The 16,848-nt window shown below is 64.3% G+C and carries 20 protein-coding genes; 6 read left to right on the top strand and 14 right to left on the bottom strand.

Annotation, left to right across the window (positions count from 1 at the left end; translation table 11 throughout):
* Positions 1–19 precede the first annotated feature (19 nt).
* From ABID97_RS15075 to ABID97_RS15095, 5 genes are all read right to left on the bottom strand, one after another.
* Positions 20–2,872 (bottom strand): toprim domain-containing protein, encoded by a 2,853-nt coding sequence (locus ABID97_RS15075; RefSeq protein ID WP_354399256.1) that lies wholly within the window; start codon positions 2,870–2,872, stop codon positions 20–22.
* 151 nt (positions 2,873–3,023) lie between these two features.
* Entirely contained in the window at positions 3,024–3,347 is a 324-nt protein-coding gene (locus ABID97_RS15080; protein ID WP_354399257.1) for an ogr/Delta-like zinc finger family protein, read from the bottom strand.
* Complete coding sequence (locus ABID97_RS15085; protein WP_354399258.1) at positions 3,344–3,547, bottom strand: hypothetical protein; 204 nt, start codon at positions 3,545–3,547, stop codon at positions 3,344–3,346. The genes ABID97_RS15080 and ABID97_RS15085 overlap by 4 nt, the downstream gene beginning before the upstream one ends.
* A gap of 55 nt (positions 3,548–3,602) precedes the next feature.
* A complete protein-coding gene (locus ABID97_RS15090; protein ID WP_354399259.1) occupies positions 3,603–3,797 on the bottom strand; it encodes a hypothetical protein in 195 nt (64 codons plus the stop codon).
* Positions 3,798–3,826: 29 nt separating this feature from the next.
* Positions 3,827–4,030: a hypothetical protein gene (locus ABID97_RS15095; protein WP_354399260.1), complete on the bottom strand. Its 204-nt coding sequence runs from the start codon at positions 4,028–4,030 to the stop codon at positions 3,827–3,829.
* Positions 4,031–4,119: 89 nt separating this feature from the next.
* Between ABID97_RS15095 and ABID97_RS15100 the strand changes: the two genes are divergently transcribed.
* The 6 genes from ABID97_RS15100 to ABID97_RS15125 all read left to right on the top strand — a co-directional run bounded on the left by ABID97_RS15100 (position 4,120) and on the right by ABID97_RS15125 (position 8,655).
* A complete protein-coding gene (locus tag ABID97_RS15100) occupies positions 4,120–4,440 on the top strand; it encodes a helix-turn-helix domain-containing protein (RefSeq protein WP_354399261.1) in 321 nt (106 codons plus the stop codon).
* 145 nt (positions 4,441–4,585) lie between these two features.
* A complete protein-coding gene (locus ABID97_RS15105) occupies positions 4,586–4,921 on the top strand; it encodes a helix-turn-helix domain-containing protein (protein WP_354399262.1) in 336 nt (111 codons plus the stop codon).
* 103 nt (positions 4,922–5,024) lie between these two features.
* Positions 5,025–6,797 carry an AAA family ATPase gene (locus ABID97_RS15110; RefSeq protein ID WP_354399263.1) on the top strand — a complete coding sequence of 591 codons (1,773 nt, stop codon included), beginning with the start codon at positions 5,025–5,027 and terminating at the stop codon, positions 6,795–6,797.
* Between the two features lie 89 nt (positions 6,798–6,886).
* On the top strand, positions 6,887–7,804 hold the full coding sequence (locus ABID97_RS15115) for a trypsin-like peptidase domain-containing protein (RefSeq protein ID WP_354399264.1): 918 nt from the start codon (positions 6,887–6,889) through the stop codon (positions 7,802–7,804).
* Between the two features lie 143 nt (positions 7,805–7,947).
* Positions 7,948–8,259, top strand: coding sequence for a type II toxin-antitoxin system HigB family toxin (locus ABID97_RS15120; RefSeq protein ID WP_354399265.1), 312 nt, complete (start codon positions 7,948–7,950; stop codon positions 8,257–8,259).
* Between the two features lie 12 nt (positions 8,260–8,271).
* A complete protein-coding gene (locus tag ABID97_RS15125) occupies positions 8,272–8,655 on the top strand; it encodes a helix-turn-helix domain-containing protein (protein WP_354399266.1) in 384 nt (127 codons plus the stop codon).
* A 25-nt stretch (positions 8,656–8,680) separates the two neighbouring features.
* On the opposite strand, the gene ABID97_RS15130 is transcribed toward ABID97_RS15125, so the two are convergent.
* The 9 genes from ABID97_RS15130 to ABID97_RS15170 form a co-directional block, all read right to left on the bottom strand.
* Positions 8,681–9,739, bottom strand: coding sequence for a contractile injection system protein, VgrG/Pvc8 family (locus ABID97_RS15130; protein WP_354399267.1), 1,059 nt, complete (start codon positions 9,737–9,739; stop codon positions 8,681–8,683).
* A gap of 2 nt (positions 9,740–9,741) precedes the next feature.
* Positions 9,742–10,167, bottom strand: coding sequence for a phage tail protein (locus ABID97_RS15135; protein ID WP_354399268.1), 426 nt, complete (start codon positions 10,165–10,167; stop codon positions 9,742–9,744).
* 13 nt (positions 10,168–10,180) lie between these two features.
* The gene (locus ABID97_RS15140; RefSeq protein ID WP_354399269.1) at positions 10,181–12,865 is read right to left on the bottom strand and encodes a phage tail tape measure protein; all 2,685 of its coding nucleotides are present in this window, start codon (positions 12,863–12,865) and stop codon (positions 10,181–10,183) included.
* Between the two features lie 78 nt (positions 12,866–12,943).
* The gene (locus ABID97_RS15145; protein WP_093019185.1) at positions 12,944–13,060 is read right to left on the bottom strand and encodes a GpE family phage tail protein; all 117 of its coding nucleotides are present in this window, start codon (positions 13,058–13,060) and stop codon (positions 12,944–12,946) included.
* Between the two features lie 8 nt (positions 13,061–13,068).
* Positions 13,069–13,380 carry a phage tail assembly protein gene (locus tag ABID97_RS15150; protein WP_354399270.1) on the bottom strand — a complete coding sequence of 104 codons (312 nt, stop codon included), beginning with the start codon at positions 13,378–13,380 and terminating at the stop codon, positions 13,069–13,071.
* 52 nt (positions 13,381–13,432) lie between these two features.
* Entirely contained in the window at positions 13,433–13,942 is a 510-nt protein-coding gene (locus ABID97_RS15155; protein WP_354399271.1) for a phage major tail tube protein, read from the bottom strand.
* A gap of 44 nt (positions 13,943–13,986) precedes the next feature.
* Positions 13,987–15,165, bottom strand: a complete 1,179-nt coding sequence (locus ABID97_RS15160) for a phage tail sheath protein (RefSeq protein ID WP_354399272.1) — start codon at positions 15,163–15,165, stop codon at positions 13,987–13,989.
* A 25-nt stretch (positions 15,166–15,190) separates the two neighbouring features.
* Entirely contained in the window at positions 15,191–15,775 is a 585-nt protein-coding gene (locus ABID97_RS15165) for a DUF4376 domain-containing protein (RefSeq protein WP_354399273.1), read from the bottom strand.
* Positions 15,772–16,848, bottom strand: coding sequence for a gp53-like domain-containing protein (locus ABID97_RS15170; protein WP_354399274.1), 1,077 nt, complete (start codon positions 16,846–16,848; stop codon positions 15,772–15,774). Before ABID97_RS15170 ends, ABID97_RS15165 begins: the two co-directional genes overlap by 4 nt.

Raw genomic sequence — 16,848 nt, forward strand, 5'->3', positions numbered from 1 at the left:
GGGCAGGGCGTCAGGGGTTTCAGGAGCCGCGGCCCGGGCGTTCGAACACCCAGCAATGCACCGTCTTCGGCACCTCGGTGCCGCCTTCGCTGCGAACGCGAATGGCGCTGTTCACCGACTTGATGTCGATGAAGCGGCGGGTCTTGCTGGTGCGCAGCACCTTTTTCAGGTCGGCCAGCAGCGGGATCTGCTGGCGGTGCGTGTTCGCCTTCTCGACGAACTCGTTCAGGTTCAAGGCAACCTGCTCGGCATCGCGGCTGTGGTTGAGCAGCGGCCGGTCGATGTGCCCGTGCTTCACCGACTCCACGCCCAGGCTGTCGAGGTAGTCGAACGCCTCCCAGAACTCGTGCACCAGCGGGTGGTCGGCGTTGATCGACTGCTGGCGTTCGCGCGCCATCGCCACGATCTGCGCCTGCACCTGCGCAAACTGCGCGTCGTCCAGCGCCACCACGCTGCGCATGGCCGTCGCCATGGCGAGCAGCTGCGCGTGGTTCTTGGCGATCCGCGGCTTGTGGATCCCGTCCTGCGCCAGCAGGAAGCGGATGTTCGTGTCGTGGTTCGCCACCACCGTCGCCATCACCTCGGCCTCGCGCCGAAGCGCGGCCAGGATGAAGCCGCTCACCTGCTCGATCTCCACCTTCTCGAGTGCCTTGGCGCTCTCGTAGCTGGCCGACGTGAACCCCCGCGTGTCGAAGGTCATGTGGCAGATCCGCTCCATGATGGCCTGCGAGGCCTGCACCTGGTTGTTCTGGCTGATAACGATCGACGCGCGAAAAGGCGGGTCGTAGGTCTCGTTGCCCCCGGTCTTCACGCCCGTGGTGCGAATGCTGTTGCCGTTGTAGGCATCCTTGAGCTCGTCCCAGTCGAAGCTCTTCACATGCGACTGGCTGCCGCTCTTCGTCTCCCGGTCCGACTCGATCAGCACGATCGGCAGGTTGCTCACCTGCGTGAAGGTGCGCAGCCGTCCCGCAGAGGTAGATTTCGACGGATCGAAGCCCTCGTAGTCGCGCCCGAACAGCTTCCACAGGAACTGGATCAGCGTCGTCTTGCCAGAGCCCGGCTCGCCCACGATCTCCAGGAAGGGAAAGCTCTGCTGCTCGGCGCGCACCTGCTCGGCAAACAGGCTGCCGAACCAGTAGGCCAGCGCGATGTAGCCCTTGGCGCCGAACGCCGACCACAGGTGCTTCTGCCAGGCGCGGTCGTAGCCCTGGCGGTCCGTGTTCACGTGCAGGTGAATCGACTTCTGCAGCGTCTTGATCGACAGCTTGTCGAAGTCGAAATAGTCCTCCTTGTTGGCCTCGTGAACCGCGCCCTCGCGCACCGCCACCTTGCCGAGGATGTAGGTCTTGTGCGCCGCGCTGTAGCCGATGAAATCGACCGTCTGCACGATCTTGATGTTGTCCAGCTGCCGCTGCATCATGATCTCCAGCTGCAGGCTGGTGCCGCTGTAGATGGCGCCCGCGGCCATGTGCAGCAGCTGCTTCTTGAACTCGCTCCCGGTCGTCAGCTGCCCGGCCGTGAAGGTGCCCTTGACCTCCGGCCCGTCGTGCGGAAACGCCACGCGAAAGTAGTACCAGGCATCGCCCGTGATCTCGTTCTTCTGGTAGTACAGCGCCTCCGGCTTGCAGTTGGCAATCGGCTGCAGCACGCCCGATTCCTTGAGCGCCTGCGTGCGCAGCGCCTCGTCATCCAGCGGCTCCGTGTGGCCCTGCGCGATCGACTCCTTGATCCGGTCCTCCGCCTTGCCGTAGCGGTCCAGGTCCAGCTTGAACCAGTACAGCCGGTTGCTGTGGTCGAAGTCGAAGCTCGCCTTGCTGGTGCGGTTGTAGATCAGCAGCGCCTTGTCCTGCGGCGTTGCGGCCAGCAGCAGGGCGCCGTGGTAGCGGTAGTCCTCGAGGTGGTTCTCCTCGAGCCGGCCGCGCTGGTGCAGATCGTTCCAGTCGATCTTGCGTTTGTCCGTCTGCGGAATCTGCGCCGCGCTGCAGATCCAGCCCGCATCGCGGGCGCGCCGCACGTACTTCAGCGTGAAATCCCGCCCGGCCTTGTCGCCGTCGAAGGCCCACACCAGGCGCGGCATGTCGACGGCGCCGTTCTGCCCGTCGACCGTCGCCTTCAGCTCGGCCAGCGCCTTCTCCGGGTAGTTGTTGCAGCTCAGGAGCGCCACCGCCGCAATGCCGTGGTGCGCCAGCGCGATCGCGTCGAAGATCCCTTCCACCAGCCACAGCTCCGCCGGCGGCGGCAGCGCCGGCCGCGCGGGCCCGGCGGGCGAGGCCGCCTGCATCGCGCGTGCCAGCGCCGTCTCTGGCGTCGGCGCCGCCGGCGCTTCGAACGACAGCCCGGGCAGCGCCCACCAGGTGCCCGCGTAGCTGCCGCCCGTCTTGAAGTTGGCCTTCTTCTTCCCGAAGCGCTGCGGACGGTCGAAGAACCGCTCCCACCAGGTCTGCGCCAACTGAAAACGCACGGTCCCCGTGCCCGCGCCCCGGCCCTGGTCGGCGCGCGCATCGAAGTAGCTCTCCTGTGAATACGTGCCCTTGATCAGCACAAGGTCGAACCCGCGGCCGTCCCGCAGGTAGGCGTCGGCCGCGGCGTTCGGGTTCTGCTGCTCCAGCGGCTTCCCCAGCTCGGGCTTCTGGTAGCGCTCCGTCCACGAGTTGAAGAGGTCGGGGTACAGCTCCTTCGCGTGATCCTCGTAGCCGCAGTTGTTGGTGCGCTCGCACTTCACCACCCACGGGCTCGCGGCGTAGGTCCACATCGACTTCTTGCCGCACGCCGGGCACACGCCGGCGCGCAGGTACTTGCCGTCCGGCGAGCGCTTGAAGTCGAAGTCCTGCACCAGGCTGGCGGCAATCTCCTCGAGCAGATCCCGGTTCATCGGGTTCTCGCGGCCTGCAGGCAAGTTCGAAGGGCGGAGGGCGTGGTCTTCTTCATGTCAACAAATTCGGGGTGAGCACATCCCGCAGTGCCTCCGAACAGGCACCGCAGGGGGTGGGTATGGAAAAGGGAAGGAGCGCGCGCCCTGGCGGCTATGAGGGCCCGTCAGGGCCGCCCGGCGGGAACAGGTCGAGCGTGGTGGGATGCGTCGACTGCGGCGTGTATTCCGCCTCGGCCGCGCAGCGGATCAGGTGTGCGAGCACGGCGCGGCGCATGTGGGTCGACAGCGGCAGGGCCACCGTGGGGTCGGGCGTCGACGAGAGCGACAGCGTCATGTCGGCCACCGTCGTGGCGCGCCAGGTGTGGCCGCATTCCTTGTTGCTGCAGATCACGTAGTGCTGCGAGACGGTCGGTGAAAGCCGCTCGGTCGAGCGGATGGTCCCGAGCTGCTTGCAATGCGGGCAGCTGATCCTCATGCGAAGCCCTTGATGCCGGGCGCGCGATCGACCAGGTACAGCGCGCGGCCGCGCCCGGTGCTGTTGCGCGCCGCACGCCGCAGCCGCGTCTTGATGAGCCACTCGGCCGCGGCTTCCGGCGAGGGAAACCCGCGCTCCTGGCGCACGCGCTCGATCAGCGTGCGGTCTGCATCGGTCAGGTGGATGGTGTGCTCGGGCATGCGTGCTGTTCGGCTGACGTTTTTGCGCTTGGTGGCGGCTCGTAGCGGCCTTCGCTCAGGCCGCCCGTTCGTTGACACTCAGGGCATGCGACAAAACCTGCTGAGCCTCCCGCATCACCAGATCGCGCAACAGCGTCGAGAGCTGTTCGCCCTGGTAGTTCGCCAACGCCTGGACGAGCCCGTGCTCGTAGTCGTCGAGGCGCAAGGTGAGGCGGTTGTCGCGGATGCGCTTGGGGTCGGGATAGGTCATGGTCTTGCCTGAAGAGCGAAGGTGACGGATCACGCAGCGAGAGGTTGCTTCTTGCGCTCGCAATCCGCGAGGCCCCGCAAAAGGGCCAGCCGAGCGACCGACGCCAGGGAACGTTGCTCCCGCTTCGCGACGGCTCTGACCTTCTCGAGTTCATACGGCAGGAGACGAAGCGCGATCGGCTTGTTGCTCACGGCGCCGTTCGGCGTGCGCGTTGCTTTAGGGGCTGTTTTCATGGACGGTATGCTTGTGAAACAAGAAATTGCACAGTCGGGGAGCATTCTGGTGGTCGTTAGACCACAAGTCAACATATTTTGGTGGTCAATTGACTAATTTGAGGGATCGGCTACGCGAAGAGCGCAAGCGCCTCGGGCTCAACCAGACGGCATTGGGAACGGCTGGCGGCGTGTCGAAGGACGCACAGCTCAACTATGAAAACGGCAGCCGCAACCCGGACGCGACCTATCTCTCCGCCATAGCTGGGATCGGGGTGGACGTCCAGTTTCTGCTCACCGGAGTGCGTCGTATGGAAGCGCCACAGAGCGTCGATGAGCTGCAGCTGCTCGCTGACTACAAGCAGCTCGGTGCAGAAGATCAGCTAGCTATTCGGCGCGTTGTTGCGTCGCTGGCGAAGAGGAACGTGTAGGCGGGAGGTCAAACCGAATTGTGTTCCCGCACACACGAGGGTGTGTTCTAACTAGAAAAAGGGAAGGTCAAAGGCGGCTGTCGCGTTATCGGAAGTTCGGTGCTGCGCAAGTGCACACCGGCGTGACGGTCCAATTTGAATAGTCATGAGTAAAGAAATACGTGCAAGCGTGAGCGCACGCCTAAAAAAGGAACGGGAAAGGCTCGGGTGGTCACAAGCCGCACTCGCGGATGCGGCGAGCGCTGCTCGAAGGACAGTAGGTGCGTGGGAAAGTGGCGCTACGGTTCCAGGCGCTGATGCGCTGGCACTGCTGGCGCAGCATGGCTTCGATGCTCTCTACATCGTTACCGGTCAGCGAACGCCCTCCACGTTCGCATCGCTTACGCCTGAGCAGGCGATGTTGATCGACGACTACAAGCGAGCCGACCAGAACGGGCAGGCTGCCGCGCGACGCGTACTTTCATCGCTCGCGAAAGGGTAGGCAAGATCTAAAGGCGCTTCACGAACAAAGGTCGAGCGAAACACGTGCGGTTCGGGTCGGCTTCAGGGCGTCGCCACAGAATACTTATAGGGAGAAGAGGGAGATGGCTGCATCGACGTACTTGAGCGGAATCGCTCTAGCAAACTATCGCGGCGTTGGCGACGAAGTTGCCTATGTCGGGCCCTTTCAGCGGTTCAACTTTTTTGTCGGTCCCAACAATGTTGGCAAGTCGACAATGTTGAACTACATCGCGCGCCACCTTCGGCCATTGGTCACAGACCCCTTGCTCGATAAAAAGGGGACCATCGCTCTGGGACCGCTCGACAAGAACATCTCGAATCCAGAAGGTACCGTAATTCTGGGCATCGGAGTGCCGCTAGCTAGTGGCAACGCAACAATCGACGCGCTGCTGCCGGAGCGAAGCCCCTATGCAAAGCTCGCCCGGGACTTTCTCGCCACATATCAGCGTGACGGAATGCTCTGGTTCACGCGCTCTAACGAGCGAAACAGAATTCTCGAACCGATCAAAGCCACGTTCAAGTTGACTGAGTTTCTGAGGGCACACGATTCGCGCCTGGTGAGCGAGTTGTGGAGCCAGCTGACGAATCAACGAGGTGGGGGGCAGGAGACGTGGGTTCGCGAAATTGCAAATCGTATTTTCTCCACCATCCCGGTAAGCCTCCCTGAAATTGCGTTGATCCCTGCTATCCGCGAAGTATCGGCAAAAGGCGAAGTCTTTGCCGACTGGTCTGGACGAGGATTGATAGAGGAGCTTGCGCGGCACCAAGACCCTGACTACAACGAGCAGCACAAACGCGTCAAGTTCAACGACATCAACGCCTTCCTGAAGGCCGTGACTGACAATGCATCAGCCGAGATACGAGTTCCGCACGATAGAGAGCACATTATTGTTCACATGGACGGGAAGCAGCTCCCACTGAGCGCTCTAGGAACCGGGATTCACGAAGTGATCATGCTTGCAGCATCGTGTACGCTGCTGCAACAACAGATCATCTGTATCGAAGAACCTGAGATTCACCTTCACCCGCTTTTGCAGCGCCGGCTTGTGAAATATTTGGGCGAGCACACGACCAATCAGTACTTCGTTGCCACACATTCGGCGAGCGTCATCGATGCCATCGACGCCGCAGTTTTTCATGTGTCCAATCGGGAAGGTAACACGTCGATCGAATCTGCAGTGACGTCCTCTAGCAGATTTCAAGTATGCAAAGACTTGGGCTACCGAGCTTCGGATTTGCTCCAGGCAAACGCAATCGTTTGGGTGGAAGGGCCATCCGATCGAATCTACATCAAGCATTGGATCGGGGCGCTTGCACCAGATCTGCAAGAAGGCATCGACTTCTCCGTGATGTTCTACGGCGGGCGGCTGCTAAGCCACTTGAGCGCGAATGACGAAGAGGGAGAGAAAGATGTCGAAGCCCTGATCGCGGTGCGCCGGCTGAACCGGAACCTCTATGTTGTCCTTGACAGTGACAAGGCTCACGTCGACGCATCGGTGAATGCTACGAAGCTACGCATTCTGTCTGAACTCGATGACGGCCGCAGCAGAGGCTGGTTGACTGAAGGCAGGGAGATCGAGAACTACGTACCGAAGGAGTTGATGACCGCAGCACTCCAACGAGTCTATGGTGATCGTTTCGCAAGCCGTTTAAAGACGGGCCAGTTTGACCACGTCCTTCCGTTTAAACGAGCTGACGGGACGAAGCTCGATAGGGTGGACAAAGTCGCGGTGGCATCCGCAGTTTGCTTCGAACCTGCGGACCTCAACGTTTTGGACCTTCGCATTCGTATTAACGAACTCGTTACCCTGATTCGTGAGGCGGGTCACGGTCCATCATTCAGTCGCAGCGATTAACTGCAGCATGTGCCCTAGAAACCTTCAGCATTGCGCTGCCAGATGGCTGCAGCTAACTGCTCACGCCCGGCTCGATGCATGCCCCGTCTATGAACACGTACATCCACCCTATTACTCAGCTTGTGCATAGCACGGTCCGCATCGTCTGCAGCAACGCTGCGAATGAAATGTCTTTTGGTTCAGGGTACATCTGCGCCTTTAACCGCAAGGACGACGCGGGGATTCCCTGCATCGTTACTAACAAGCATGTGGTGCGTGGGGCAGTGACCGGAGTATTTCATCTCACGAGACGCAACGCTAACGGAACACCCGATCTAGAAAATCACGAAGCTGTGACCGTAAGAAATATTGGGCAATACTGCATACCTCATCCTGATCCACGGATCGATCTGGTCGCCGTTCCCATCGGCGCTATTTTGAACAGCGCGCAGAAAGACGATAAAAACTATCATATTGTGCAGATCAGCATGGAGACTTTGGCCACTCCTGAATTGCTCGATTCACTTCCACACATGGAAGAGATTGTCATGATCGGGTATCCGAACGGGCTATGGGATGAGCGCCATAATCTTCCAATCATCCGGAAGGGAATAACAGCTACACATCCCAAGCTGCGACTCAACGGAAAGCCGGAGTTCCTGATAGATGCAGCGTGCTTCCCCGGGTCGTCCGGATCTCCGGTTTTTCTCGCGAACATCGGGAGCTATGTCGATTCGAATGGCGCCTTGTGCGCGGGCAGCAGAGTGGCTTTGCTCGGGACTTTATACGCCGGACCTCAACACACCACCAAAGGGGAGATAGTCGTGGTGGACGTCCCCACGGACACCAAGTCGATCGCGGTCGGCACGATCCCGAACAATCTAGGCTATGTTATTCAGGCGAGCGAACTCCGAACGCTTGAAGAAGAGGTCATCAGAACGCTCGTGACCAGCCGGGTAGCGAGGAATTCGCCGTGCCCGTGCCAGAGCGGTAAACGATTTAAAGAATGCTGCGGCGTTCTTTCGTAGATCTGCAAACTCAGTCGATGCCAGACCGCGAGCGCTTCGCTAGGCGGAGACGTAGTGCAGATCGCCCTCATGGGTCTGGTCGACGTGCGCGCCATCGTCCAGTCGCTTGCACTAGTCCCAATTTGGGACTATACTCACTTCCAATGCACGTAGTCGCAAATTCCAACCTGATCGCCTTCTACCAGGACCCGAGCTACCGTGATGCCGAACCCGGTCTGAAGGCATGGTACGAAGAGGCGAAGAATGCGAAGTGGACGACCCCAGCCGTGGTGAAGGCCCAGTACGCCAACGCCAGCATCATTGCGAACAACCGCGTGGTCTTCAACATCAAGGGCAACGACTACCGCCTGATCGTCGCCATCGCCTACAAGATGCAGTACGTGTTCATCAAGTTCGTCGGCACGCACGCTCAATACGATGCGATCGATGCCGCAACCGTTGACCAGTTCAGGTAAAGGAGCCCGACCATGGAAGTCAAAGCCATCCGCACCGATGCCGACTACCGCGCGGCGCTGCGCGAAGTGTCCGCACTGATCGACCTCGACCCCGATCGCGAGTCGCCGGAGGGCGAGCGCCTCGAGGTGATCGGCACGCTGGTGCAGGCCTACGAAGCCGAGCATCACCCCATCGACCCGCCGGACCCCATCGAGGCGATCCGTTTTCGCATGGAACAGTCGGGCATGGCGGTGCGCGACCTGGTGCCCTACATCGGGCCGTTGAACCGCGTCTACGAAGTGCTCGCGCGCAAGCGCCCGCTGACACTGCACATGATCCGCCGCTTGAACAAGGGCATGGGCATTCCCGCCGACGTGTTGATCGGCCAGGAGCAGGACGAGGCCTTGGCGGCTTGATGGAGTTCGTCACTTCGGCGTGCTCTCAGTCCGCTGTGCCGGCACTGCTTGCGTCGGCTTCCTTCGCCCCGGCCACCTCGAGCTCGACCTTGGTCGTGTAGCCCCCATCCCCGAAGGTATGGCACGCCTTGATCGCCAGCCACTCGATCTCGTCGATCTGCGGCTTGAACCCGCGCACCCGCACAGGCGTCTGCGGCCCAAGCAGCGGCTGCCCCAGCCCGAGCGCCAACTCGAACGTCGCCGCTCCGCGCTGCACGCGCCGCCACTCGGCCTCCGCCGCGGCGCGCGCATCGGCCTCCGACGCATGCCCTTCCTTCAGCCGCTTGGCGTTGCCGCTCTGGCCCACCAGCACGCTGCGCCGCTTGGCGCCTTTCGAGTCATGCCAGTAGGCCCGCACGCCGTTGTAGGCCTCGCGGTCGCTCGAGTGGTACCGGTGGCTGTCGCCGTCTGCGCGGGTGATGGTGATGGTCGGTAGCGCTTCGCCCTTGCTGGTGGTGGTGCCCACAATGGGCAGGAACAGCAGCATGCCTTTCTTGACTGTTGCGACGGCGTCGTAGCGCTTCGCCAGGCGGGTGACAAAGTTCAGGTCGCTCTCGTGGGTCTGGTCGATGTGCGCGACGTCCTTGCCGGCGAGCTTCGCATCGACGCGTGCCTTCAGGCTGTTGCGCTGCGCAACTGCCTCGAGGATCGCGCCCAGGGTGGTCCGGTGCCAGCTCTGCTCCTTGCGCTCGCGCAGGTCCTTGCCCAGGTCGGCGCTGCGCGCGCGGATGGTGACCTGGTCCGGCGCGCCGCTGTGCTCAGCCTCGTTCACCACGAAGGTGCCCTTGTCGACGAGCGGCGAGCCGGCCCAGCCGAAGGCGAGTGAGAGCGTGACGCCCTTGCTCGGGATCTCCAGCGCGCCGTCGCAGTCGTCCAGCGTCAGGTCCAGCTGGTCGGCCTCGTCGCCGCGGCATTCGGTGAGCGTGAGGCTGATGAGGCGCGCATCGACGGTGGGCGTGATGTCGCGGTCGCCGAGCGTGATGCGGTAGCTGGGCGTGGGGTAGGGCGGGCTGCCGCCGTCTGCGGCGCCGGTGGGTTCGGCCATGTTCAGCCTTCGTCCCCGGCCGCATCGTCGTCGCCCACGGTGTCGGTGCGATCGTCGTCGACGCGCGCCAGCTGCAGGTGGAACTCGATGCGCCGGGCCGTGCCGTCGCGAAAGAACAGCGTGCGGGTCTCGTTGAGCGATTCGATGACGAACTGTCCGTAGACGATGCCGGTGCCGTCCACCAGCGGCCAGGCCGTGCCGGCGTCGCCCATGGCGCGCAGCTCGGTCAACGAGCCGGTGTCGCCGGCCAGGCCGGGCAGCAGCAGGCCTGAAAGGTTCATGGTGTCTTCGCCCGGCCCGGTGAACTGCCGCGCCGGCCTCGCGCCCACGCGGCTGTTGGTGGGGTGCCGCCAGCTGGTCTGCCGCTGCAGGTCCTGGTAGGCCAGCGTGTCCAGGCTGAAAACGAACTGGCCGAACGCCATCATCATGGGAGTGGCCCTTTCAATCGAGATCCGACAGCGCGGACATCATGGTGGCGCGCCGGGCCTGCTGGCGGCGGTCCAGCTCGGCGCTGACGGCGCGGGCCAGCGCCTGCGCATCCATGCCGGGCGCGGCCTGGATCGTGATCTGGATGGAATCGCCCGCGAACGAGACGCTGCGCTGCGCCGCGGCGGCGCTGATGGGCGGGCGGCGGTCGATCATCACGCCGCCGCCATCGCTGCCCGGGCCGCCCGCGCCGGCCACCATGGGCACCGCGGCGGCTGCTGCGGCCGCCATGGCAAGCGCGGCCTGGCGCACGCGGCCTTGCTGCTCGGTGATGCCTTCGGCGGCGCCGTTGCTGATCTCGTTGCCCGCGAGCATGAACATGCGGCTGGGGCTGCGGATGCCGAGCTTCTCCTTGAACCAGCCCAGCGATGCATCGGCCGCGCCGGTGATCGATTCGCGCACGTGGCCCAGCGCGCCGGTGATGCCGCTGGCCAGGCCCAGCATCATCTGCACGCCGAAGTCGGTGAACTTGGTCGGCAGCTCCAGCCCGAGGTAGTTCAGCACGCCCGCAAAGGCCGTGTACATGAGGCCCAGCGGCGACCAGTTCAGGATGGCCGCGGAGATGCCGCAGAGCGACGCCTGGAACAGCGTGGGCAGCTGGCCGAACCATGCCATGGCGCCGTCGAAGCTGGCCTTGATCGCCGTCCAGGCGCTGCTGCACGCGGCGGTGACGGAGGCCCACAGGCCGGTGAAGAAGGCGCTGATCGGCCCCCAGTATTTGTAGATCAGGAAAGCCGCCACGGCGATGGCCGTGATGATGAGGCCGATGGGCGTCATCAGCAGCGCCCGACCCAGTGTCAGGAAGAGGCCGCTCACGAGCCGCAGGCCCGTGGCGAGCGGGCCCGCCAGCATGCCCGCCAGCGGGCCGAGCGGCAAGCCCATCGACGCCATCAGGAACTTGAAGATGAACATGGGTCCCAGCACGCCCGCCAGCAGCAGCATGAGCCCGCCCACGGCCGTGTAGAGGCCCGCGACCACGGCCACCACCTTGACGATGGTTGCGGTGAGCTCCGGGTTGGCCTTGACCCACTCGCGCACCTTGCCGGAGATCTCGCCGATCCAGTTGACCAGCTCCTTCAGCTGCGGCGCGACGGTGGTGCCGATCTCGGCCAGCACGTTGGTGAAGTTGCCTTGCGCCGCCTCCATCACGTTGGAGAGCGTGCCCAGCTGCTTGTCGACGCGCTGCCGGAGGTCGGCCTGCGCCTCCATCTTGCCCAGGATCTCGGTGTAGCCCGCCTTGCCCTTGGCCATGAGCGTGTTGATCACCTGCAGCGTCTCGGCGTCGTCGCCGAACACCTGCTTGATCACGCCGGTGCGCTTCATGTCGTCCTTGATCGAGCCGATTTTCTCGATCTGGTCGAACACCTGCTCTATGCCACCGAACTTGCCCTTGCCATCGGTGAAATCGAGCGAGAAACCGGCCTTCATGCCTTTCAGCTCGGCGTTGGCCTTGCCGAGCTTCTTGGCGTCGAGCCCGGCCTGGAACACCTTGCGGATGCCGTTGCCGGCCGACTCGCCGGCCATGCCGGTCTGGTCCATCATCACCAGGAGCGGCGCCAGCGCCTTGCTGCCCTCGAGCCCTTCCTTGCGGATGAGGCCCAGCACCGGCGACATCTTGGTGAAGCCCTGCAGCATGTTCCCCGAATCCACGCCGAGGTAGTAGGTGCGCTGGATCACGTCCATCAGGCCCATCATGTCGCCCTCGGTGGTGCGGGTGGCGTCCTGCATCTTGGCGGAGAACTCGGCGGCCTGCGTGACCGGCATGCGCAGCTGCACGCCCAGGTAGGCGGCCGATTCGCCAAGGCCGCCGAGCACGGTCTTCGCGCTCATGCCCTGGCGGATGAGCATGGTCATCATTTCCTGGAAGTCGGCCGTGGTGCCGGGCAGCCGGTCGCCCAGGCGCGATGCCAGCTCGGTGATCTTCTTGAAGTCTTCCGGCACCGAACCGTCGCTGCGCATCATCGACGCGCTGAGCTGGGTGGCCGAATCTTCCTGCGGCGCATAGGCCTCGACGATGGAGCGCAGCGGGCGCGTGAGCGCGCGGCCGGCGCCCATGCCTGCCGCGCCGCCGGCGGCCAGCACGCCGGTGTACATCGTGGCCTTGGCGTGCTGCGCCTTGAGCTGCGCTGTGCGGCGCAGCTGCTCGCCCTGGCGCTTGAGCGCGGTGGTCTGGGTGTTGATGGACGCCGAAGTGGACTCGATCTCGCCGCGCAGCCTGCGCTCGTGGGTGCCCAGGTCGCGCGTGCTGATGCCGGCGGCACCGAGCTTGTCGCGCAGCTGCTGGGCGCGCTGCTGCTGTTGCTGGAACTGCGTGCCCAGCGCGGCGGCTTCCCGGCGCGCGGTATTAAAGTCGCGCGTCAGGGCCTTGGTGGGAGTGCTCGCCTGCGCCATCTGCTGCGCGAGCGCACGCACGCGGGCCTGTGCCGCCTGCATGTCGCTCTCGGTGGCCTTGAGGCCGCTGCGCACCTCGCGGAACTGGCCTACCGCCTTCTGCTGGTCGTTGAGCTCCTTGAGCTTGCTGCGCATGTCCCTGAGCGCACGCGCGGCATCGCCGCTGGCGCCGCGAACCTGGCGCAGTGGACCTGTGGCCTTGTCGATCGCCTGCAGGATGACCTGCAGCTGCAGGTTACCGGAGGCCACGGGCGCCTCGGCTGCTTGTCAGTTGCCCGCGAGAGGGCGGCGGGGAAGGGCGGTGGAGAGCACGGTGGCCCATGGTGGCTAATCCTGCGGTTCGGTGCGTTCTCGGGCGCGCTCGCGCCACTGCATGAGCTCCTCGAGCGAAAAGGCGTCCATGTCGGCCGGGGCCCAGTGAAAGACCACGGCCAGGTCCGCCATGGCCGCCTCTACGCGCTCGGGGAGACGGACGCCATCGCGGCCTTCGTCAACAAAAAAGCGGCCACCCGCGTTCCGATCTGTACCAGGTCGGCGGGATCGAGGTCGCCGGCCTCCTGCTTGAGCACCATGGGTGAGCTGATGCGCGGGAGCACCGTGCACAGCGCGTTCACGTCCATCTGCAGCAGGTCGGTGAGCGACACGCCGCGCAGCTCGCCGGACTTGGGCTTGCGCAGGGTGATCCTGTCGATGACGGTTTCCCCGCGGCGGATGGGCGTATCGAGCGTGATGGTGTTGTCGTCGGTGATGGTCGTGTCGGTCATGGTGCTGGCGGGGGGTCAGGTTGGGGGAAGGGGTGCGGTGCGCTGGCCGGGCCTACAGGCCGATGGCGGCGCGAATGTCGGCCATCAGGTCGGTGCCGTTCACCGTCTCGACCATGTTCACGAAGTCGATCTCGATCACCGTGGCGCCGTCGATGCTGAGCTTGTAGTAACTGCAGGCGGTCGTCACCTTGATCTCGGTGAGCTCGCCAGCCTTGGCGGTGCCGGAGTCGATCTCGGTATGGCGGCCACGCACCACGATCTCCAGCGCGCTCACGTTGCCGGTGGTGGAGTCCTGCAGGGCGCCGGCAAAGCGCAGAAGGATCTGGTCGTGCCTGGCCGCCCCCCACTGGCCCAGCAGGTCGCGGATGTAGCCGGCGGCGGTCCATTGCAGTTCCAGCCCTTCCATGCCCAGGTCTTCGTTGATGGGGCCGTTCATGCCGCCGGCGCGGTAATCCTCGGTCTTGCGGGTGAGCTTGGGCAGCGTCACCTCGGGCACTTCGCCGAGGTAGGCGCGGCCGTCGTTGAAGAGCGTGTAGTTCTTGAGCTTGCGGGGCAGGGACATGGTGTGTTCCTCGGTGAATCAGGGTGTGTTCGGCCGCGCCGCGCTCAGGAGGCCGCCACGCGGGCCGCAAAGTCGGCAAAGTAGCGGTCGGTGATGCGCTGGCGAAAGGCCAGGTCTTCGATCGGGGGAATGGGCGTGTAGTCGTAGTCGATCACCAGCTTGCCGCTCTTGAGCGTCTCCTTCTGGTTGATCTCCTCGTCGTACCAGGCCGAGCCGTCGAGCAGGTAGCCGCCGGCCTTGAGCTCGCGGAACTTGGCGTTCACGCCTTCGATGATGTCTTTGACGATGCTCGGATGCATCGGCTTGTCCACGGCCCACATGTGCGCCTCCGCGATGCTGTCGGCCAGCACCTGCGCAGTGCGCGTGGCCGACTCGAAAGCGAACAGCGGCTCGTCGCTGCAGGTGCGCGAACCCCAGAAGCGGTAGCCGTTGCTGTTGATCAGCGTGGTCACGTCGGCGGCATTCAGCACGCCGGCGTCGGTGTTCGGGTCCTGCAGGTCCCAGTAGATGTCTTTGGAGATCCCGAGCACGCCATTCACCGACACGTTCGACAGCGTCTTGTGCCAGCCGGTCTCGTTGTCGATCTTGGAGCGAAGGCCCAGGGCATAGGCCGCGGCCGGCACGGCGGTCTTCGAGTTGGACATGCTGTCCCAGCTCTGGAAGTCGGGGTAGATCACCATCAGCTCGCGCGCGCCGAACTGGTCGCGGTATTCCGTGGCTTCCTCGATCTTTTCGCACTCCCAGCAGCTCACGTAGGCGAAGGCGCGCAGCTGCTGCGCGATGGCGGCCAGCCCAGCCGCCACGGGCTGCGTATCCAGCCCGGGCGCGCCGAGGATGCGCGGCTTGATGCCCAGCTTGGCCTGCGAGGCCAGCAGGGCCTTCATGCCCGTGTACTGGCCCTGCGCGTTCACGCCGCCCAGCACGTTGGTGGTGGTCGCGTCCTGGTCCGCACCTTGTTCGACCCGAACCACCACCGTGATCGGGCGGGCCTGGTCGGCAATGGCCTGCAGCGTGCGAGCCAGCGTGCCACCCGTGCCGGCCTTGGCCAGGGCGCTGTACACGTTGGTGATCAGCACCGGGGTGTTGAGCGGAAAGGTGGCCGGGTCGGCGTCGGGCCCGGTCGCCACCAGTCCGATGATCGAGGTCTGGATGGTGCGGATCGGCCGCGTGCCCTCGGTGATTTCGAGGACGCGGACGCCGTGGTGGTAGTCGATGAGGGACATGGGGAGAGCTCCTGGAGAAATGAGTTCAGGTTTCGGGCGAGCCGGCGGCGGCTCCCGGATCCGGCCAGCCGGCCGAAAGGTCGTACGAGTGCGCGTCGGCCATCGTTTTCAGCGCTGCAATGGCTTCGTGGTGCTGACGTTCTGCGGTGAAGCAGCCCCGCACATGCCGGGACATGGCGCGCCGCAGTTCCTTGACGTCGGTGAGCGCGAGCGTGACCCAGCCGGATGCGGCCTTGAAGTCGACGTCCAGTTCACCTTCGGTTTCCATGTCCGAAATGACCTGGTCGACGCGGGTTCGATGCTCGACGCCTGTCTTGAACACGAGCCCGTTGGCGAGCGTGATCCCGTTCGTCTCGATCTCCCATCGTGTGGCCGTCGCTTCCGCGGTGAGCGCCTGTCTGGTGGCTTCCAGCGTCAGCGGCGCCGGGAGCGCGGCAACTGGCGCGCCGCTGGCGTCGTACGCGAGCACGAAGTTGCCGCTGTGGGTCTTCGAGAGAACCGAATCGCGCACCTCGGCAGAAACCTCCTGCGCATCGTTCGGGATGACGGGGTTGATGGCGCTGTCGTAGAACGACAGGAAGGAAGGAGAGAAAAAGATCGGCACGTTCATTTACCCCAGGCGGTCCAGCTGACGGTGGTGGCGATCTGAGTTGCATTGGTCGACCAGCCCTGGACGTACATGCCCGTCAGCGCTGGCGGGAACGAGGTCGCAAACGCCCCGGCGCCGCTGTTGGTGATGACCGTCAGGTTGACGCCGAGCACCGCACCCGGAAACGCCACCGGAAAATTGACGGTGACGCCCGAGGAAGTCGTGGTCGCGGTACCGCCTTGCACAAGCAGCCCGCTGGGGTTCAGCTGGTACCACGATGCGCTGAGCTGCGCGCCGAAGGGGGCGGAGTACTTGAGCTGCAGCGAACCGCCGACGATGTCCCATTCGAAGCCCGTCCACAGCAGCCGGGCCGTGTCGCCAAAGCGCATCACCGGCGTGACGGCGGGCGTGTTGCCGACGAAGTAGATCCGCTCGGCGCCGGCGGGCTGGATCGTCACCCCCAAGGTGCCGGCAAGGGCCGAGATCTCGACGACCGCACCGGGCGGCAGGCCTGCAACGGGCGGAAGGGTGACCACGACCGGATTGGCCAGGCTGCTGCAGGCCACCATCTTTCCGATGTCGGCGTGGGTCAATGCGGTCGAGACGGCGATGAGGCGGAAGCCGGCGTTGCTGCCGAGTGCGCGCTGTACGTGCGCCGCGGTTGCCGCCTGCGCCGACTGATCGAACTGGGCGGGTGCCTGCAGGAGAAGCGGCCCCTGCATCTCGTCGCCAGCGACCTTCACGTACTGGGTGTGGGGGTCTTCCTTCGCTTCATGCGCCGAGATCTCCGCGCCCATCTCACTGGCCGTGAAGCCCCAGCGTTCCCATTTGGTCGCATCGCTTCCGGGCTGCACGCCGGTGCTTGGAGCCAGGCTTCTCCACGTCTTGCCGCCGTGCGCGGCATACGCGCCCTCGGGATAGGGGAGCGCAATGTCCCACGGCGTGACGCTGCGCAGTCTTTGGTAGCGGCTGCGGCTCGCAAGCTGGCGCGGTGCCAGGTTGTCGATGCCCTGCGGGCCGCCAAGCACCGGATCGTCTTCCTCGAGCTGGTAGATGCCCGGCTCCCAGAGGTCGGTTTCATTGAGGCTGGCCAT

The sequence above is a fragment of the Variovorax sp. OAS795 genome (assembly GCF_040546685.1).
GTDB lineage: Bacteria > Pseudomonadota > Gammaproteobacteria > Burkholderiales > Burkholderiaceae_C > Variovorax.